Source organism: Nonomuraea typhae, from assembly GCF_009760925.1.
GTDB lineage: Bacteria > Actinomycetota > Actinomycetes > Streptosporangiales > Streptosporangiaceae > Nonomuraea > Nonomuraea typhae.
In genome coordinates this window covers 118,732-137,631 of record NZ_VRLV01000008.1, presented here as the reverse complement: position 1 = coordinate 137,631, position 18,900 = coordinate 118,732, and the positions used below count along the sequence as shown (strand labels likewise).

Here is an 18,900-nt window from a genome sequence, read left to right as displayed (position 1 = left end):
ACACCATAACACCAGAGTGGTTATATCCATTGCGGATATAACCAAGGAGGACATAGTGACGATCAAGGTCAACCAGGTCACGCTCTACGTCCAGGACCAGGCCGCCGCGGTCGATTTCTGGACCAAGAAGGTCGGCTTCGAGGTCACCACCGACCAGCCTTACGGCCCCGACGCCCGCTGGATCGAGGTGACCCCGCCCGGCGGCGGTGTGCGCCTGGTCCTCTACAAGGCCGGTCCCGACTGGCCCGTGCTCAGCCGGGACCAGCCGAACTACGTGTTGTTCGCGGCCGGCGACATCGTCCAGGCCCACGCGGAGCTGGCCGGCCGGGGCGTGGAGTTCCTCGCCCCGCCCGTGGAGGAGGCGTGGGGCTGGTCGGCGGTCTTCCTCGACAACGAGGGGCACCGTTTCCACCTCAGCCAGGACTCAGCGAACTCCTAGCCGGGTCCGCAGCTCGCGGGCGGTGGCCAGCACCTGGCCCACCTCGTGCGGGCTGGGCCAGGGCGCGGAGCCGGGACGCAGCAACGTGCCGCGGACCGAGGCCAGGTGGTCGATGGCGCCCGCGTGCAGCCCGCTGCGCTCCACCAGCCAGACCACCACGTCCGCGTGGTCGCGCAGGGGACGCGTGACCAGGTCCCAGGTGCCGAGCACCTCGGTCAGCTCGGGCACGCTCAGCGCCACGCCGCTGCGCCGCCCGGTCGCCGCGGCGGCCAGTTCGGCGCGCGCGTGCAACTCCGGCTCGGCCAGCCGGTCCCAGGTCGGCTGCGGCGGCTCGGCCAGCCACTGCTCGGCCTCGCGGTTGTGCCCGGCGGCCGACAACAACCCGCCCAGCTCCATCGCGGCCCGATGGTGCCCGGCCAGCGCCGCCTGGCGGAACCAGTGCTGGCCCCCGGCCAGGTCGCCGAACTCGGCGATCAGCAGCAGGCCGAAGTTGAACGCCGACTCGGCGTCGCCACTGGCCGCCGCCCGGCCGAACCAGTGGCTGGCCGCCTGGGAGTCGCTCAGTTCCACGCAGACGAAGCCCGCCATGCGCTGGTCCTCCAGCCGCCCGGCGTTGGCGGCCCGCTCGAACCAGGCCCGCGCCGTGCGCAGGTCACGCCGCGAGAGCGCGATGCCGCCGAGCTGCGAGGAGGCGCCGGGATGCTCACTCTTGGCGGCCAGCCTGTAGTACGCCTCGGCGCCCTCGGGATCCCGGCTGGCCTGCAGGAACAGGCCCAGATGGTAGGCCGCCTCGGCGTGGCCGCCCCGGGCGGAGAACTCCCACCACTGCACGGTCTCCTCTTCCTCGCCCGCCGAATAGGCCAGGAAGCCCAGGTCGTGCGCGGAGGCCACGTCGCCGTCGGCGGCGGCCCGGCGGTGCCAGTCGCGGGCGACGGCCAGCTCGCCCGCGTCCTCGCAGAGCAGCGCCAGCCTGCGGGCGGCCGGGCGGGATCCGGCCCGCGCCGCCTTCTCGTACCAGGTCCTGGCCCCCGGCAGGTCACCGCGCTGCTCCAGCAGCAGGGTGGCGAGGTTGAGTGCGGCCTCGGCGTCACCGGTTCCGGCGGCCAGTTCGTACCACCGGACGGCCTCCTCCAGGCTGCCGTGCTTCTCGTGCCAGATGCCCAGGTTGTAGGCGCTGTCGATGTTGCCCCCGGCCGCGGCCCGCTCCCACCAGTGGCGCGCCGCGGAGCGGTCGCCGCGCTGGGCGTACAGCTTGCCCAGGCGGTGTGCCGCCTGCGCGTCACCGGCCTGGGCTGCGGCGATCAGCTCAGGCTCGTCTCCGGTGCGCGGCGCCGGAACAGCCGCCGCGGCCACCTCTCCTTGCCAGTACGACATGACACTCAGCGTGACACGTGAGCGCGTGATAGCGGAATGTAATCGCCGAGCTGGTCTGCTAGGAGAAGCGTATGAATCCCGTGTACATCCCCATGGAGCAGACGTATCGCAGGGTGCCCGCAGGCTGCGGCGGCAGCCGTACCGTGGCGGGAAGGGCGAGATCGCGGCCGTCGATGGTGACCGTGCGCGTGCATCCCTGATCGACCAGATGGAAGGTGATCTGCACCGGCACGTGCGCGCGGGCCTCGACCATCCCCGGGCGATAGCCATCGCGCATCGCCCAGACCTCCACCTTCTGCTCGCCCCGCTCGGTCATGGCCGGCGCGACCCGCCGCACGTCGGGCAACCAGCCCGCGCTCGCGCCGAGGCTGAGGCCGGAGCCGATCGTCCAGAGCCCGGCCGCGACCGCGAGCGCCCCGCCCGCGACGGCCAGCCGGGTGTGGGAGAGCCTGCGCAGGAGGTAGCCGAGCAGCGCGAACGCCGGTGAACTGCCCACCACGAACCCGGTCATCACCGCCATGCCGTCCAGAATGGAGCCCGTGGACACGGCGACCATCTCGATGCCGATCGTGACCCCGCACGGCAGCAGGATCGTGGCCGCGCCCATCAGCGGCGCGGCCGTCTTCCGCCCTGTCCGGGGCGGCGCGCAGGCCGGCTTGCGCCGGATCAGCCGGACGGCGAAGGTGATCACCACGATCCCGGCCGCGACCAGCAGCCCCGCCCGTGCCTGCGGCGGCAGCCGTACGGCGGCGCCGAGCCAGCCGAGCAGCGCTCCGGCGAGCATGTAGGCGGTCAGCCGCCCGGCCAGGAACTGCGTCACCCTCCTGTCGCCGGTGAGGCCGAACAGGAGGCCGCCCTGCACCGCCGTACAGGAAGCGGTCCCCGCCACCAGGCCGGCGGCGAGGCCGCTGACGAACAGCGCGCCCGGGCCCACGCACGCAACGTAACGTCGGTTGCCGGACGCGACCAGTAACACTTGTTTCACTCTATGGAGCGTTTAGCTGCGGAGCACCGACATGCGTTCCATGTACTCGTCGTCGCCGATCTCCCCGCGGGCGTACCGCTCGGCGAGGATCTGCTCCGCGCCCGCCGTGGGGCTCGGGCTCACGGTCTGGGTACGGCGGGGCGGACCCCACCGGCCGGTGCGCCGGGCCCAGACGGCCAGGCCGGCCACGGCCACCCAGAACATCAACCAGAAGGCCGGAAAGACGGGCCAGAAGTGTGCCTGCATGTCACTCTCCTCCTTGGTGTCGTGCCTCCAAGCGTCGGCCTGTTCGTGAGCAGGTGAATCGCACCGTGGTCGCGCCCTGGCGTACAACTCCTGGGGTATTTCCCTATACTTCCCCTTGTAAGGGAGTGATGGGGAATGGATTACACGGTGAGCCAGGTCGCGGACCTGCTCGATCTCCACGTCAAGACCGTGCGCGGCTACGTGCGCGACGGGCGGCTGAAGGCGGTCAAGGTCGGCAAGACCTACCGGATCTCGCGCGAAGACCTCGAGGCGTTCACCGGGGCGCCGCTGGCCTCGCGGCCACGGCAGGACCGCTACGTCGAGGTCTCCACGATCGTGCAGGTGGACGCCATCAGCCGGCCCGATCTCGATCGGCTCAGCTCCGCCCTGATGGGCAGCGCCTCCGGGCTGCGGCTGGAGATGAGCTACAACGAGGAGCGGGCCAGCCTCAAGATCATCATTCTGGGCAGTCCGGGACGGACCGCCGACGCGTTGCGGGTGGTGGAGGCGCTGACATGAACTACCGCTCGGCCGAAGGGGCCCGGCTCGTCGAGGACGGCTACCGGGAACTGCTGCGCGACTGGCCGGTGCCGTACGAGGAGGTGCGGGTGCCCACGTCCCAGGGCGAGACGTTCGCCGTCGTCAGCGGGCCGCCGGACGCGCCGCCGCTGGTCCTGCTGCACGGGTCGGCGGCCAACGCGGCCATGTGGGCGGGTCCGGCGGGTGCCTGGGCCCGGCGGTTCCGGGTGGTGGCCGTGGACATGATCGGGGAGCCCGGGCTCAGCGCTCCCTCCCGGCCGCCGCTGGCCTCGGGCGTCTACGGGCCGTGGCTGGGGGAGGTGCTGGACGGGCTCGGGCTCGGGCGGGTGTCCGTCGTGGGGACCTCGCTGGGCGGGTGGCTCGGGCTGGAGTTCGCGGTGGCCGCGCCGTCGCGGGTGGAGCGCATGGTGCTGACCTGTCCCAGCGGGATCGGGCGGCAGAGGTACGGCAAGCTGCTGCTGGCCCTGCCGTTCCTGCCTTTCGGGCGGCCCGGTCAGCGGGTGGCGCGGCGGATCTTGCTGGGGCCGGTGTCGCTCCCGCCCGAGTCCGGATATTTCCGGCACAAGGTGGCTATTGATCGATATTTCCGGCCGCGTCGGGAGAAGGTGCCGATCGTGGCCGACCTGGGACGGCTCACCATGCCGCTCCTCGTCGTGATCGGCGCCCACGACGCCTTCCTCGACTCCCGCGAAACCGCCCGCCGGCTGGCCCACCTCCCGAACGCCACCGTCCGGCTGCTCCCCGACGCCGGGCACCTCCTCCCGCCCCAGACCACCGAGACCCTGGCCTTCCTGACGGGGTGACGCCTCGGTGCCGGGTTGGGTGTGGTGCCGGGTTGGGTGTGGTGCCGGATCGGGTGTGGTGCCGGGTTGGGTGTGGTGCCGGATCGGGTGTGGCGCCGGATCGGGTGTGGCGCCGGATCGGGTGTGGTGCCGGGTTGCGTGCGGCAACCCGGTCAGAGCCAGCCGGGCCGTACCAACCCCGACTCGTACGCGATCACCACGAGCTGGGCCCGATCCCTCGCGTGCAGCTTCATCATCGCCCGGCTCACATGCGTCTTGGCCGTCGCCGGGGACATGAACAGCTTGGCCGCGATCTCATCGTTCGTCATGCCCGTGCCCACCAGCCCCAGGACCTCGCGCTCCCGGTCGGTCAGCTGGTCCAGGCCCTCGGTCGCCACCGGCTCCTTGGCCCGGGAGGCGTACTCGGCGATCAGCCGCCGGGTCACGCTCGGCGACAGCAGCGCCTCGCCCGCCGCCACCACCCGCACCGCCTGGATCAGCTCCGCCGGTTCCGTGTCCTTCACCAGGAAGCCGCTGGCGCCGCCGCGCAGCGCCTCGAAGACGTACTCGTCCAGCTCGAACGTGGTCAAAATAATGATCTTCGGGCCGGGCGGCATGCGCCGGGTCGCGGTCAGGCCGTCGGTGCCCGGCATGCGGATGTCCATGAGCACCACGTCCGGCTCGTGCTGGGCGGCCAGCCGCAGCGCCTGCTCGCCGTCGGCGGCCTCCGCGACCACGCTCATGTCCGGCTGGGCGTCCAGCAGCGCCTTGAACCCCGCGCGCACCAGCGCCTGATCGTCGGCCAGCAACAACTTGATCATGCGTTCTCCTCGGGTAGGGGGAGCCTGGCCAGGACCTCGAAGCCGCCGGCGACCGGCCCGGCCACCAGCGAACCACCCAGCGCGGCGGCCCGTTCGCGCATGCCGGGAATCCCGTTGCCGCTGCCCGCCTCCGACAGCGGCGCGTGCGCGGTGCCGCCCGTGTCCGTGACGAGGACGCTCAGCTCGGCCTCGCCGTACTCCAGCCGGACCGTGACCTTCGCGCCGGGGGCGTGGCGCGTGACGTTCGTGAGCGATTCCTGGACGATCCGGTACGCCGCCCGCTCCACCTGCGGCGGCAGCGGCCGCGAGCCCACGCGCTTCAACGTCACGTCCACGCCGGAGCGCTCGAGCAGGCCGTCCAGATGATCCAGGCCCGCGGTCGGGGCCCGCGGGGCGCCCTCGCGCAGCACGCTCAGCACCGAGCGCATCTCGCCCAGCACCTCCTTCGAGGCGCTCTTGATCGTGGCCAGCGCCGTCCTGGCCTGCTCCGGCTGATCGTCGATGAGATGCAGCGCGGTCGAGGCCTGCACGTGGATGAGCGAGATGTTGTGCGCCAGCACGTCGTGCAGTTCCTGGGCCATCGTCAGGCGCTCCTCGCTGGCCTGCCGCCTGGCCTCCTCCTCCTCGGCGCGCACCCGCTCGGCACGGCGCTCACGCAGGATCCTGACCAGCTCGGCCGCGACCATGAACAGCATGATGAACGTGGTGATCGCCGCGGCGTGAAAGAGCGTCCGCGTCCCGATCACCCACGCGTACACCTCGAAGAAGACCAGCATCCCCACGGCCATCAGCCAGGCGGCCACCCGTTTCCCCTCGACCACCAGCCAGAAGAGCATCAAGACGGGCGTGAAGAAGATCGGGCCGTAGGGGTAGCCGGCGACGACGTACACCGCGGTCGCGACCAGGGTCAGCGCCGTGGTGATGACGGGAAAGCGCCGCCGTACCAGCAGCAACGCCGGACCGGCCAGCAGCAGCGCGTAGGCGAACGCGTCCAGGTCCTTCCGCAACGGCTGGCCGTACTCCGCGCCCTGGCCGATCACCACCTGGGCGACGGCCATGACAAGGGCCAGATAAGGGTCAAGCCTGGACTTCACGGTCCTACGCTATTTCACCGCTTTGACCAGCGCATCCACCCGATGTCGCAGGGGGCCCTACCACCGGCGGCGTACCTGCGCCATCGTGGGAACCATGCGCCGAGTGATCGTTCCCGCAGCAGCAGTCCTCGTCACGCTCACCACCGCCCCGCCCGCGTCGGCCGTGCCTCAGCAGAAGGTCCCGGTCGCCGAGGGGTACGGCGGCGCCGTCGCCACCGTCGACCACGACGCCAGCAAAGCGGCGCTGGCCGTACTGAGAAAAGGCGGCAACGCCATGGACGCGGCCGTCGCCGCGGGCGCGGTGCTGGGCGTCACCGAGCCGTACTCCTCCGGGCTGGCCGGAGGCGGCTTCATGGTCTACTACGACGCCCGCCGCGGCAGAGTCCACACGATCGACGGCCGCGAGACCGCCCCCCGGGCCATGACCTCGACCTCGCTCGAAGGCATCCCGTTCGACGAAGCGGTCACCAGCGGCCTGTCCGCCGGAATCCCCGGCGCGGTCGCCCAATGGGAGACGGCCCTGCGCCGCTTCGGCACCACCAGCCTCAAGGAAGCGCTCCGCCCCGCCATCGACGTCGCCGACAAGGGCTTCGTCGTCGACCAGACCTTCCACGACCAGACGGCCGCCAACGCCGCCCGCTTCAAGGACATCACCTCCACCGCCAAGCTCTACCTCCCCAACGGCGCCCCGCCGCCCGTCGGCTCGACCTTCCGCAACCCCGAACTCGCCGACACCTACCGCGAACTCGGCCGGCGCGGCCCCGGCTGGCTGTACGGCGGACAACTCGGCCGCGAGATCGTCACCACGGTCAAGAACCCGCCCGTCACCCCCGGCTCCACCCGCAACGTCCGCCCCGGCCTCATGGAACTGTCCGACCTGCGCGACTACCGCACGGTGCTGCGCGAACCCACCCGCGTCGACTACAAGGGCCTTCAGGTGTACGGCATGGCCCCGCCGTCCTCCGGCGGATCCACGGTCGGCGAGGCCCTGAACATCCTGGAGGCGCTGCCCACCGTCGGCCTCCACGAATACCTGGAGGCGTCCCGCCTGGCCTTCGCCGACCGGGGCAAATACGTCGGCGACATCCCCGGCGTGCCGCTGCGCGAACTCCTGTCGGACGCCTTCGCCAAGGAGCGCTCCTGCCTGGTCGGCGACCGCGCCATGCCCCACCCCGCGGCGCCCGGCTCACCCGACGGCGACTACACCGGCTGCCCGCAACCCACCGGCACCGCCCCCGAGGTCACCGGCGAAGGCCCGGAAACCACCCACCTCACGGTCGCCGACCGCTGGGGCAACGTGGTCGCCTACAACCTCACCATCGAGTCGACCGGAGGCAACGGCATCGTCGTGCCCGGGCGCGGCGTCATGCTCAACAACGAACTCACCGACTTCACCTTCGGCCCCGCCCCCGGCGACCCGAACCTGCCCGGCCCCGGCAAGCGCTCCCGCTCCTCCATGGCCCCCACCCTCGTCCTGAAGCACGGCAAGCCAGTCCTGGCCGTGGGCTCACCCGGCGGGTCCACCATCATCACCACGGTCCTGCAGATCCTGATCAACCGCTACGACCTGGGCATGAACCTCCCCGACGCCCTCGCCGCCCCACGCGCCACCCAGCGGAACACCGCCCAGACGCAGGCCGAGCAGGGCTTCCTGGACGAGTACCGGGCGGAGCTGGAGGCCCGCGGGCACACCTTCGCCCTCAACCCCGAGATCGGGGCGGCCACCGGTCTCGAGTTCCTCGGCAGGGGCCGCATCCAGGCCGTCGCCGAACCCTCCCGAAGGGGAGGCGGAAGCGCCCTGGTGGTACACCCCACCAGGTAGCCTCGCGCCACACCGCCCAGGCCATGCGGCGTGGGCGGTGTCGCCCATGGGGTGGTCGCTTGGGCGGCGTTGTCCAGGAGGGTGCCGCTTGGGCGGCGCGGCGCTCGCCACACAACTGCTCCGGGCTGGGCTGCTCGACGAACGGCTGCTCTTCACCCATCCCGCGATCCTCGGCTTCGGCAGGCCGCTGTCCGACGACTACGATGTGCCGATCGACCTCGACTGCTCGAGCAGCGATCGTTCAAGCAAGGCGTCGTCACGATGCACCGTTACGCCGTCCAGGACGCGAAGGAGGCGAGCTCATGCTGAGGCAGGTCGCGGAGGGCGTGCTGGTTCACGAGAGCGAGTTCGTGCAGAGCAACGCCGTTGTGGTGCAGGGCCGGGCCGGTGTGTTGCTCATCGACCCCGGGGTGACCGGCTCCGAGCTCGACTGCCTCGCCAACGACCTTCGCGAGCTGGGCCGGCCCGTCGTGGCGGGGTTTTCCACGCATCCGGACTGGGATCACCTGCTCTGGCACCCCCGGCTCGGCGAGGCGCCCCGTTACGGCACGGCACGCTGCGCGGCCTCGGTCCGAGACCAGCTGTCGGAGCCGGATGCGAAGGCCCGCATCGCCGACCACCTGCTCGAGACGGAAGTCGCCGGACAGGTACCGCTGGACCTGCTCGGCCTCATCACCGGCCTGCCCGCAGAAACCGCGCACATTCCCTGGGACGGCCCTCAGGTCCGCATCATCGAGCATCAGGCGCATGCCCCGGGCCACGCCGCGCTGCTGATCGAGGAACGCGGAGTGCTCGTCGCCGGCGACATGCTGTCCGATGTCCTGGTCCCGATGTTCGACCTGGACCACGCCACGGACCCGATCGGGGACTACTTCACCGCACTGCGGCTGTTCGAGGAGGTGGCGGGCGACGTCGACGTCGTCATCCCCGGCCACGGTTCCGTCGGCGGATCCGGCCAGGCACGGGCACGCATCGACCAGGACCGGGCGTACGTACTCGCATTGCGAACCGGCCAAGCCCCCGCCGACCCACGGATCGGCCCGTCGGCCAAGCCCGGCTGGGAATGGGTAAGCGACGTCCACGAAGGGCAACTCCAGCGCCTCACCCAGTAACGCGAGCGCAACGGGCCACCCCGCCGGCGATCGGGCCGCCGGAGCCCAACCAGCGGCCCGACCGGCGAGCCCCACCCCGGCCACCTCCCGACCCCGCCCGCGTCCTAGCGGCCCTGCTTCGCGCCGCCCTGCTTCGCGCCGCGTCCTTCCGGCCCCGCCTGCGCTCGGCCGATGTCGCGCGGCGCGCCATGCTGTGGCCTGCCGCTGAGCCCTTGCCCATCCTCGGCCGGTGGCCTTCCACCTTCTCCTGGTCACGACCCGCGGCCGGTGTCCTATCCCCGCCGCTGTCTGTCTGCCTGGGGTCGGGAGGTCAGGTGGTGAGGTGGGTGTGGAGGCGGCGGGCTTGGCGGACCAGTTCGCTGGTTCGGGTGCGGGTGGCCAGTTCGGCGATGGCCGGGTGTGCGCCGTGGGCTCCGGCCCAGGTGGCGGCGTCGGCGGCGAACGTGACCAGGCGGGTGTGGAGGGTGGTGGCCTTGCCGCCGGGGCCGGGGAGGTAGGCCGTCAAGAGGCTGGACATCACCTGCCATACCTCCTGGTGTGCTCCGAGTTCGGCTAGTTCGCGGAGGCGGTCCAGGGCGGCGGGCAGGCCGGTGCGGTGTTCGAGGTCGAGGAGGGCAGCCAGCTGCTTGCCGATCTCCTCGCTGGGGAGGGCGGCTGTGGCGGACAGCCAGAGGAAGGGTGTTCTGAGCATGGGGTCGCCGTGGAGGAGCAGCCAGGCCAGGAGCATCCCGGTCGCGGGGCCGGTGGGACCGTCGGCCAGGGCCAGCCGGCGTAGCTGGGGTTCCGTCAGCGGGCCGTCTCCCCAGTAGGTGGACAGGGTGGCGAGATAGTGGGCCGCCACCAGCTCGCGGTGTCCGGCCAGCGCCGACAGCAAAGGCTCGAACGGCTCGGCATCCGCTTGCGGTCGCATCAGATCGCCCAGCAACTCCGTGTAATCAGGTCCCGCGACGACCTCCGGTTCGACCTCCACCGAGGAGTGGGTCGCCTTCCAGGCAAGGGTGATCCGGGGATCATCGGGTCGATCGGTGAGCCAGCGGGCGGCCTCGCAGGTCAGCCGCCGGGCACGCGCGGCGACCCCGGCAGGGACGGTCCGCCGCAGCCGGAGCATCGCCTGCCGCAGGTCAAGGGGGAGCGCCGCGACGCCCGCGCGTTCGTACCCCTCCAGCCGCTCCACCAGGGCCTCCGCGTCGATCCCGCCGTCCGCACGCGTCGGCGTGCTCAGCAGGTACGGCGGAAGCCGACCGGTCACCAGCGCCTCATACACCTCCGCGAACCTGGCCAGCGGCAGATAGCCGCCCAGAGCGCCGGCGGGCGAACGGGCCAGACGCTCGCCCAGTGCACCACGCATGTCAAGTCCGCCCGGGATGGGGCCGCTGGGCATGCCGGGTGTAAGCCTGGCGGGTGTAGGTCCGCTGGGCGTGCCGGGTGTAGGGCTGCCGGGTGGAGGGGCACCTAGCGTAGGGCTGCCGGGTGGAGGGCCGCCGGGCCAAGGGCTGCTGGGTGTAGGGCTGCATGGTGTATGGCTGCCGGGTGTAGGGCTGGTGGGTGGAGGGCCGCCCGCAGGGGGCTCGCCGCGAACGGCGGCCAAGGTCGCGTTCAAGGCGCGGGCTCCGGCCAGTCTTGCGGTCAGGGCGCGGGGCTCAGCACCGAGTTCGGCCAGATCCCGGGTCAGCCCGCGGCCTCCGCCCCCACCCCCGCCTCCGCCCCCACCTCGGATCCGGCCCACGCCTCCACTCCCAGCCCCGGGCACGCCCAGACCGCCCGCTCTGGCGCGGGCCTCGGTGCCGGGGTCGGATAGTTCTCTGGCCAGGGCGGTGGTCCACGTGCCGAGGTCGTGCCATGGGTAGGTGGCGAACGCGTCGGCGCCGAACCCGTCGGCCAGCGGCTTGAGCGCGTCCCTCAGTCCGGTGCGGTCGCGCGTGGCCAGGTGGACGAAGGCGGCCAGCCACCGCTCTCCCGTGGTCCAGTCGCGGGGTGCCGGGTTGAGGGCGGCGAGGTCCTCGGGGGTGGCGGGCGGGCTGGGGAAGGCGCGGGTTTCCGGGACCCGGGGGAGGGGCTGGGGGGTGAAGGGGGGTGGTTCGGGGGCGGGGGGTGTGTCGAAGGCGGTGGCCAGCGTTTCGGCCTGGGCGGCCGGGAGGAGGGCGATCGTGTCGCGGATGGTGCGGGTGCCCGAAAGGCCGAAGCGGCCGGCGTGTTTGGCGGCCAGCCGTACCGCTCGCTCGCGGACCACTGCGGAATCGGAGGTCAGGGCCGTGGCGAGGGCGGGGGCGTAGGGATCGAGGTCGTGGGCGCGGTCGCGGAGGAGGCGGTCGAGCCAGGCCAGACCGGCGCGCACGAGTTTGCTCTCCTGGCGGAAGAGGAGTCCTTCCACCGCTTCTCGGGCGTCCTGGCCCTCGACTCGGTCGCCCAGCCGGCGGATCTGTTTGAGGGCGAGTTCGGCCACGGGGCCTGGGGCGGAGGGGAGGAGTCTGAGGTAGTCGTGGGCGTAGTCGGCCACTTCGCCGTCCATCGGGTCGAGCAGGTCGTGGAGGCGGACGAAGAAGCGCAGGTCGGCGGCTTGGCCGCCGCGGAGGAAGCGGGCCACGCAGCCTTTCAGCAGGGCCCTCCTGGGCACCCTTGGCGCGCCGGTTAGGGAACGGGCCGTGAGTTTGTGCAGGGCTTTCGGCCAGTCGTGGCTGTCGCGCACCAGCCTGCCCACGCCCTCGGACTCGAACAGGCGCGTGACCATGACGGCCAGCAGCGGGTCCTTGGCCAGCAACGCGGACGACGGGACGGAGGCCGCCACCCAGGCGAGGGTGAGCGGGTCGTGCGCGGGGGGTTCGGCTTGGGTACGGCGCAGCAACTCCAGCACGAGGCGCACGTGGTTGTCGGCCACCGGCCGGGTCTCGCGCAGGCGCAGCGCCAGCCGTACCGCGAGATCGGCCTGCCACGCGGCGGGGCGGGTGGCCAGAACGTCCAGGAGCAGCGGGGTGTCGTCCACCGGCATGCTCGCCCATCCCCAGCGTGTGGACGGGCGGCGGAGCTCGCGGCGGCTGAGCCAGGCGGCGGCCGCGGCGGCGCCGGGGATCGTGGCGGCGCCGGCGACGCGCATGGGTTCGAGCCAGCGGGCGGGGAGCACGCCCGTGGGCTGGTGTGCGGTGAGGTCGTGGACTGGGGTGTCGCTTTCCGCGGCCAGGTCTTGCAGGTCCTGCCACCGGTCATACTGGCGCTCGAGGTCGTCTTCGCCCTGCGCGCGGGCCGTCGGCAGGTAACCGGCGAGCTCCCTGGCCACCTCGCGGCGCTCGGCGTCGCCGAGTCCGGCGGCCACCTCGGCCACCGCGTGCATGTCGTAGGCGTCGACGGCCTTGCGGACCGCCTCCCATGCCCCAGTCGTCATGAGGCATGACTCTAAAGATCGTGACCGACAGTTTTAGTAGATGAGTTCGTATGCGCGGGGGTCCACGCGGAGGGTGCGGGCCCAGTATTCGAACGTGAAGCCGGGCCAGATCGTGCGGTTGACGCCGTGCTCGTCGAGGTACCAGGACTGGCAGCCGCCGGAGTTCCAGACGAGGGGGTCGAGGCGGTGGTGCAGGCGGTCCTGGAAGTCGCGCTGGCGGCCGGGTTTGACGTCGATGGCCTTGGCCTGGGTCTTCGACAGCAGGCGCAGGCAGTTCATGACGTAGCGGACCTGGGATTCGATCATGAAAACGACGGAGTTGTGGCCGAGGCCGGTGTTGGGGCCGAGCAGGAAGAACAGGTTCGGGAAGCCCGCGGTCGTGATGCCGTAGTAGGTTTCGATGCCCTCCTGCCAGGCGTCCTGGATCTTGCGGCCGGCCCGGCCGACGATGCGTTGTTCCTGCAGGGAGTCGGTGACCTTGAAGCCGGTGCCGTAGATGATCACGTCCACGTCGTGTTCCGCGCCGGTCGCGTCGACGATCGAGTGTTCCCGGATCTCGGTGATGGCGTCGGTGATCAGGTTGACGTTCGGCCTGGTCAGGGCGGGATAGTAGTCGCTGGAGATCAGGATGCGCTTGCAGCCGATGGTGTAGCCGGGGGTCAGTTTGGCGCGCAGTTCCGGGTCGGGGACCTGGCGTTCCAGGTGTCGGCGGGCCATGTTCTCGTGGAACCTCATCAGGCGCGGGTCCACGGCGAAGCCCAGGGCGCGGGTCTCGAGGCCCCAGTAGATCGTGTTGCGCAGGAGGCGGGCGGCGCCGGGCAGGGCGAGGAGTCTGCGGGCCCCGGCGGGCAGCGCGAAGTCGGGCTTTGCCTGGATCCAGGGTGGTGTGCGCTGGAAAAGCAGTAAATTTCCGACTTTGGGGGCGATTTGGGGGACGAACTGGATGGCCGAAGCGCCGGTGCCGATGACCGCGACGCGCTTGCCGGTCAGGTCGACGGAGTGGTCCCAGGTGCTGGAGTGGAAGGAAGGGCCGGCGAAGGCTTCCTGCCCCGGTATTTCAGGAAATTTCGGGATGTGGAGGGCGCCGATACCGGAGATCACGGCGTTGGCCCGGATCGTTGCGCCGTCCTCGGTGGTGACCGTCCACTCCCTGGCGACGTCGTCGTACTCCAGCCCCACAACCTGCCGGCCGTACCGGAAATGCGGCCCGACACCGTATTTATCCACGCAACCCCGCATATACGCCCAAATTTCCTCCTGCGGGGAGAACATCCGCGACCACCCGGGATTCAGCTCGAACGAGTACGAGTACATAGGCGACGGCACATCGCACGCGCACCCCGGATAAGTGTTGTCCCGCCAGGTCCCGCCCAGGTCGGCGGCCTTCTCGAGGATGACGAAGTCGTGGTACCCGGCCTCCTTGAGCTTGATCGCCATCCCGATCCCGGCGAAGCCCGAGCCGATGATCACGATTCCCGGCTTACTCACTGGACCTCCTGTAGCTTTCGAACTCGGCGTGCGCCGGAGAGATCGCGATGTAGTCGAGCGCCTGCTGAAGATCGCCTTCCTGGCTGGGATGGAACCCCGGACGGAGATAACGCGGTACGGCCAACGCCATGCTGCGCAGGGAGGGCACGCGCCCCTGCCCCGCCCGGTAAAAGAAATGCGACCATTTGGCCGTCATCCGCCCGCGCACGATCGGATCGTTCGCCATCAGGAACGCGGCCCCGCGCTTGAGCAGCACGACGATCATCGGCCCGGTGACCAGCATGGTCCGCGCCCGCCGCGCGTAGGAGCCGTCGAGGTGCGCGAACAGGTCGAAGGCCACGCTGCGGTGCTCGACCTCCTCGGCGCCGTGCCAGCGCAGCAGATCCATCATGACCGCGTCGGCCCGGGCGTCGTCGAGCGGCCGCGCGTCGAGGATCCACTGCCCGAGCACCGCGGTGTAGTGCTCGATCGCGGCGATCAGCGCCACCCGCTCCTTCAGCCAGAACACCCGCCGCGCCCTCGGCGGCATCGTGTGGTCGCCGAGCAGCCGCTCGAAGAGCCACTCGATGTTCTCCACGTACGGGGTGGGGTCGAGCCCCTGCTCCTTCATGTGCTCCAGCACGCGCTGGTGCGCGACCGCGTGCGTGCCCTCCTGCCCCATGAACCCCTTGACCTCGTCTTTCAGCCGAGGATCGGTGATGTACGGCAGCGCCTGCTTGAACACGTGCACGAACCAGCGCTCGCCGGCCGGGAGCAGCATGTGCAGCACGTTGATCAGGTGGGTGGTGAAGGGGTCGCCGGGCACCCAGTGCAGTGGCGTCTCCTCCCACGAGAACCTGACCCGGCGCGGCTTGATGGGGGTGGTGGTCATGCGGACTCCCAGCGGCGGACGTGGGGAAGGTCGTCATCCAGCCAGTGGGCGTCGTCCTCGGTCACGACCAGCAGTTCCTCGAACTTGGCGCCGATCGCGTCACCGTAGGTGCCGAGGTGCGGCTCGACTGCCCAGAGTCCCGGGGTGGGCGGGTGGTCGCTGGCCTTCCCGCCGGCCCACAGGGGTGAGCGGCCTTCCAGGCGTTCCTTGATGAGTTCGCGGCCGATGGTACGCAGGGTCCGGAATCCGAAGGACTGAAAAACCACAAACCGCGGCCCGCCCAGGCGAATTCGGGCAACCTGATGCCCGATCACCCGCCCGGGATAAACCTTATGCCGGTTCCGATGCCCTTGCTCGGCGATGAGCCGGTCCACTTCTACGTAAATATCGCGAAAAGTCCGCCGCTCCCGCACCAACTCCAGTATCCGCCCCCGATACCCGGCAAGATCCCGATCCAGCCGCCCCCACGCCGAGTTATCCCCCAGACACCCAGAAAACCCGATATCGGCGACAAACCCCTCCCGAACCGGCGCGCAATCCAGGACGAACGGCATCCCCTCCTCCAGTTCCCGAGAAGTCGGCAAGAACTGAGTGGGAACACGGAAATTCCGGAACGCCGTCCGCGAGCCGAACCACGCGAACGGGACATGGAACCAGTCGTCCACCCCATGCCGCTCCAGCCACTTTCGCAGCGCGGTGGCGGCCATCCGCTCGGTCACCCCGGGCTCGAGCCGCGACGCGACGTGCTCGGCCCCCTGGTAGGCGAGCCGCTGCAGCTCACGGAAGCGACCCAGATCGGACACAGTCTTATTGGACACAAAGTCCAATGTAATCAACGAGCCGGACCCGGTCCAGAGGATTGCTCCGGTGAACCGGGTCACACTCACTCATCGATGCGCGCTGTCGATATACCTCCCTTCCGGTGTCCGTACGACGACACCCGATTCAGGCGCCTCCGCCTCCCCCTGCCGCAGGGCCAGGCAGATCCGCCGCGTGATCTCGAAGGCCAGCGCCGGCGCCGCGAACACCGCCACGCGGAAGATCCAGGTGGTCGTGTAGAGCTTGACGTCGAAGGTCATCGCGATCACGTCGTTGCCCCCGGCCAGCCACAGCACGCCGTAATAGACGATGCCCGCCACCCCGATCCCGGTCCTGACCGGCACGTCCCTGGGCCGGTCCAGGAGGTTGCGCACCTCGTGGTCCTTGGTGAAGCGCCGCTCCAGGAACGGGTAGAGCGCCAGCCCGGTGAACAGCAGCCCGGGGGCGACCAGCGCCGGAATGAGCAGGCTCAGCGTGAGCGTCTGCCCGAACACGGTCACCTCCCACCCGGGCATCAGCCGTAGCGCCCCCTCCAGGAAGCCCATGTACCAGTCCGGCTGGGACCCGGCGGCGATGACGGTCGGCCGGGCCGGGCCGTACAGCCAGATGGGGTTGATCTGGAAGAGCGCGGCCAGAAGCGCGATCCCCGCGAACACCCACAGGAAGAACGCGGTCGTCTTGGCCACGAAGGCCGGGAAGAACGGCACCCCGCGCACCGTCCGCTCGCTCAGCCCCTTGGCCTTGAACTGCGTGTGCGTCTGCCGGCAGGTCAGCACCATGCCGTGCAGCGGGATCAGCACCGCCAGCAGCCCGGGCAGCAGCAGCACGTGCAGGCTGAAGAATCGCGGGACGACGTCCTGCCCCGGGAACTCCCCGCCGAACAGGAACATCGCCAGATAGGTCCCGACCAGCGGCAACGACAGCGTGATGGAATGCGTGATCCGCAACGCGGCCCCCGAGAGCGCGTCGTCGGGCAACGAGTATCCGAGCAGTCCGTTGGCCATCACCAGCACGAACAGCAGCACCCCGATCAGCCAGTTCAGCTCGCGCGGCTTGCGGAAGGCGCCGGTGAAGAAGTTGCGCAGCAGGTGCATGCAGATCGCCCCGATGAAGATCAGCGTGCCCCAGTGGTGGATCTGCCGCATGAGCAGCCCGCCCCGCACCTCGAAGCTGATCTCCAGCGTCGAGGCGTAGGCCGTGCTCATCCGCAGCCCGCGCAACGGCGCGTAGGCCCCGTCGTAGACCACCTCCGTCATGGTCGGCTTGAAGAAGAAGGTCAGGAACACCCCCGACACCAGCACGACCGCGAAGGAGTAGAGGGCGATCTCCCCCAGCAGGTAGGTCCAGTGGTCGGGGAAGACCTTGCGCATCGCCTTGGTCAGGAAGCGCCCGCCGCCGAGCCGCTCGTCGAGAGCCTTCATCGTGACACCGGGAAACCGGCCCGGATGACGCCGCGCGGATCGCGCTCCCGCTTGATCCCGCGCGGTCTGGCCGTCGTCTTGTCGGGAAACGCCCGCTCTCCTGGCGCCAGGAAGGTGTACGGCTCCCGCAGCGCCACCGCCCGCGAGGCCGTGACGTCGGCCGCCTCCACCGGCCGGCGCACCGCGGTGTTCCCCGGCCGGCTCGACACCTCGAACGCCTCCTCGCCGGGAGGCCAGAGCCTGCCTCTCACGACTCTGCGCAAGGTCTCACGTTTCACTGTCGGGCTCCTCGTAGGCGAGATGGGGGAGTTCGGGGCCGGCGCTGGCCAGCGGCACCTGGCCGGAGCGGATCAGCCCGAGCTGGACCTCCTGGCGCGGCAGGAAGGCGTCCAGCAGCCAGTCGGCGGCGATCCGCACCCGGCCCGACGGCACCGACATCAGGTGGTAGCCGCGGGTCACCGCCTTGGCGACCACCCCGGACAGCGGCACGCCCAGCGGGTCGGCCGCCGCCTTCCAGCCGCCCAGGTCCACGACGAAGCCGAGGTTGCGGTGCTTGTACGGCTTGGCCGTGCCGTACCCGAGCGAGGCGGCGACGTTGCGGCCGGCGAGCTTGCCCTGGCGCTCGGCGTGCTGGCCGGTCATGCCCGTGTACTCGCCGGGCCGCGTGAGGTCCGGCACGGCGGCGATGTCCCCGACGGCGAGCACGTGGTCGTGGCCCTTGACCGCGAGGTACTCGTCCACCTCGATGCGGCCTCCCACCATCGGCAGCCCGAAGCAGGCCGCGACGGGGTCGGGCGCGACGCCGGTGGTCCACACGACGGTCCTGGCCGGCACGTACGTGTCGTCCGTCAGGTGCACGCCCTCGCGGGTCTGCTCGCGCACGGACACGCCCAGCCGCAGGTCCACCCCGCGCCGCCGCAACACGCGCTCGGCGGTGCGCTGGATGCTCGGCCGCAGCCCCGGCAGCACGCTCTGGCCGAGGTGCAGCAGGATCCAGCGGATCGGCTCGTCGCGCAGCGAACGGTGATAGCGGGCCAGCGCCCTGGTGAACAGGTGCCCGGCGGTGGCCACCTCGGTCCCGGTGTAGCCGGCGCCGACCACCACGAACGTGAGCCGGGCGCGCCGTTCGCCGGGCGGGGCGTGCGCGGCCAGTTCGACCTGGCGCACGATGTGGTCGCGCAGGTACAACGCCTCCGGCAGGCCCTTGAAGCCGTGCCCGAACTCGGCGGCGCCCTTGATGGGCAGCACCTTGCTGACGGCGCCGACCGTGATGACCAGCCGGTCGTAGTCGATTTCCGCGGGCCTGTTCTCGGCGTCCACGTAGCGCACGAGGCGCTGGCCGGTGTCGATGCCCCCGACGGTGCCGAGCAGGAGCTTCACCCGCGGCAACGTCGAGGTGATGGGAACCGCGATGCGCCGCGGCTCCAGGATGCCCGCCGCCACCTCGGGCAGCAGGGGCTGATACAGCGAGAAGTCGGTCGGATTGATCAGCGCGACGTCGACTTCGCCCCGCGCGTGCCGTGACGCGCGCCGGGCCGCCTGGTATCCGGCGAAGCCGCCGCCCACGATCACGATGCGTGGCCGAACCACAGAAAACAGCCTCCAAGCAGGGGGTGTGCACGAAAGGGGAGACCTCGCGGCGGTTTGCGGCACGCCGGGGCAGTGCCCAGAATCGGGCAATCCCGCGGGGGGAACAACGCCGAACTGAGC

General features: G+C 70.8%; 17 protein-coding genes and 1 pseudogene. 6 read left to right on the top strand and 12 right to left on the bottom strand.

The window, feature by feature from the left end:
• Positions 1-55: 55 nt before the first annotated feature.
• Positions 56-439, top strand: coding sequence for a VOC family protein (locus FVE25_RS29340; RefSeq protein WP_157250328.1), 384 nt, complete (start codon positions 56-58; stop codon positions 437-439).
• Here the strand turns inward: FVE25_RS29340 and FVE25_RS29335 are convergent.
• From FVE25_RS29335 to FVE25_RS29325, 3 genes are all read right to left on the bottom strand, one after another.
• Positions 425-1,813 (bottom strand): tetratricopeptide repeat protein, encoded by a 1,389-nt coding sequence (locus tag FVE25_RS29335; RefSeq protein WP_157250327.1) that lies wholly within the window; start codon positions 1,811-1,813, stop codon positions 425-427. The genes FVE25_RS29340 and FVE25_RS29335 overlap by 15 nt on opposite strands.
• A gap of 58 nt (positions 1,814-1,871) precedes the next feature.
• Positions 1,872-2,747, bottom strand: coding sequence for a sulfite exporter TauE/SafE family protein (locus FVE25_RS29330; protein WP_157250326.1), 876 nt, complete (start codon positions 2,745-2,747; stop codon positions 1,872-1,874).
• Positions 2,748-2,810: 63 nt separating this feature from the next.
• Positions 2,811-3,044: an SHOCT domain-containing protein gene (locus tag FVE25_RS29325; RefSeq protein ID WP_157250325.1), complete on the bottom strand. Its 234-nt coding sequence runs from the start codon at positions 3,042-3,044 to the stop codon at positions 2,811-2,813.
• 147 nt (positions 3,045-3,191) lie between these two features.
• On the opposite strand from FVE25_RS29325, the gene FVE25_RS29320 reads away from it, so the two are divergent.
• Together FVE25_RS29320 and FVE25_RS29315 are read left to right on the top strand one after the other, a co-directional pair.
• Positions 3,192-3,563, top strand: coding sequence for a helix-turn-helix domain-containing protein (locus tag FVE25_RS29320; protein WP_246267617.1), 372 nt, complete (start codon positions 3,192-3,194; stop codon positions 3,561-3,563).
• Positions 3,560-4,387: an alpha/beta fold hydrolase gene (locus FVE25_RS29315; protein WP_157250323.1), complete on the top strand. Its 828-nt coding sequence runs from the start codon at positions 3,560-3,562 to the stop codon at positions 4,385-4,387. The genes FVE25_RS29320 and FVE25_RS29315 overlap by 4 nt, the downstream gene beginning before the upstream one ends.
• Positions 4,388-4,539: 152 nt before the next feature.
• Here the strand turns inward: FVE25_RS29315 and FVE25_RS29310 are convergent, their stop codons facing one another.
• On the bottom strand, positions 4,540-5,187 hold the full coding sequence (locus FVE25_RS29310; protein ID WP_157250322.1) for a response regulator transcription factor: 648 nt from the start codon (positions 5,185-5,187) through the stop codon (positions 4,540-4,542).
• Positions 5,184-6,281, bottom strand: a complete 1,098-nt coding sequence (locus tag FVE25_RS29305; RefSeq protein WP_246267616.1) for a sensor histidine kinase — start codon at positions 6,279-6,281, stop codon at positions 5,184-5,186. Before FVE25_RS29305 ends, FVE25_RS29310 begins: the two co-directional genes overlap by 4 nt.
• 94 nt (positions 6,282-6,375) lie before the next feature.
• On the opposite strand from FVE25_RS29305, the gene ggt reads away from it, so the two are divergent.
• From ggt to FVE25_RS29290, 3 genes and pseudogenes are all read left to right on the top strand, one after another.
• Positions 6,376-8,103, top strand: coding sequence for a gamma-glutamyltransferase (gene ggt / locus FVE25_RS29300; RefSeq protein WP_157250321.1), 1,728 nt, complete (start codon positions 6,376-6,378; stop codon positions 8,101-8,103).
• Between the two features lie 46 nt (positions 8,104-8,149).
• Positions 8,150-8,284 (top strand): annotated as a pseudogene (locus FVE25_RS57095) (dihydrofolate reductase family protein); the annotation flags it as partial.
• Positions 8,285-8,405: 121 nt separating this feature from the next.
• Positions 8,406-9,215, top strand: coding sequence for an MBL fold metallo-hydrolase (locus FVE25_RS29290; RefSeq protein ID WP_157250320.1), 810 nt, complete (start codon positions 8,406-8,408; stop codon positions 9,213-9,215).
• A gap of 310 nt (positions 9,216-9,525) precedes the next feature.
• Here the strand turns inward: FVE25_RS29290 and FVE25_RS29285 are convergent, their stop codons facing one another.
• The 7 genes from FVE25_RS29285 to FVE25_RS29255 form a co-directional block, all read right to left on the bottom strand.
• On the bottom strand, positions 9,526-12,591 hold the full coding sequence (locus tag FVE25_RS29285; RefSeq protein WP_157250319.1) for a hypothetical protein: 3,066 nt from the start codon (positions 12,589-12,591) through the stop codon (positions 9,526-9,528).
• 33 nt (positions 12,592-12,624) lie between these two features.
• The gene (locus FVE25_RS29280) at positions 12,625-14,079 is read right to left on the bottom strand and encodes a flavin-containing monooxygenase (RefSeq protein ID WP_157250318.1); all 1,455 of its coding nucleotides are present in this window, start codon (positions 14,077-14,079) and stop codon (positions 12,625-12,627) included.
• Complete coding sequence (locus tag FVE25_RS29275; RefSeq protein ID WP_157250317.1) at positions 14,072-14,950, bottom strand: metal-dependent hydrolase; 879 nt, start codon at positions 14,948-14,950, stop codon at positions 14,072-14,074. The genes FVE25_RS29280 and FVE25_RS29275 overlap by 8 nt, the downstream gene beginning before the upstream one ends.
• Positions 14,947-15,753, bottom strand: coding sequence for a M24 family metallopeptidase (locus tag FVE25_RS29270; RefSeq protein WP_246267614.1), 807 nt, complete (start codon positions 15,751-15,753; stop codon positions 14,947-14,949). Before FVE25_RS29270 ends, FVE25_RS29275 begins: the two co-directional genes overlap by 4 nt.
• Positions 15,754-15,837: 84 nt before the next feature.
• Entirely contained in the window at positions 15,838-17,190 is a 1,353-nt protein-coding gene (gene qcrB, locus FVE25_RS29265) for a cytochrome bc1 complex cytochrome b subunit (protein ID WP_157250316.1), read from the bottom strand.
• Complete coding sequence (locus FVE25_RS29260; protein WP_157250315.1) at positions 17,187-17,468, bottom strand: hypothetical protein; 282 nt, start codon at positions 17,466-17,468, stop codon at positions 17,187-17,189. The genes qcrB and FVE25_RS29260 overlap by 4 nt, the downstream gene beginning before the upstream one ends.
• The gene (locus FVE25_RS29255; protein ID WP_219825698.1) at positions 17,458-18,780 is read right to left on the bottom strand and encodes an NAD(P)/FAD-dependent oxidoreductase; all 1,323 of its coding nucleotides are present in this window, start codon (positions 18,778-18,780) and stop codon (positions 17,458-17,460) included. The genes FVE25_RS29260 and FVE25_RS29255 overlap by 11 nt, the downstream gene beginning before the upstream one ends.
• Between the last annotated feature and the right edge of the window lie 120 nt (positions 18,781-18,900).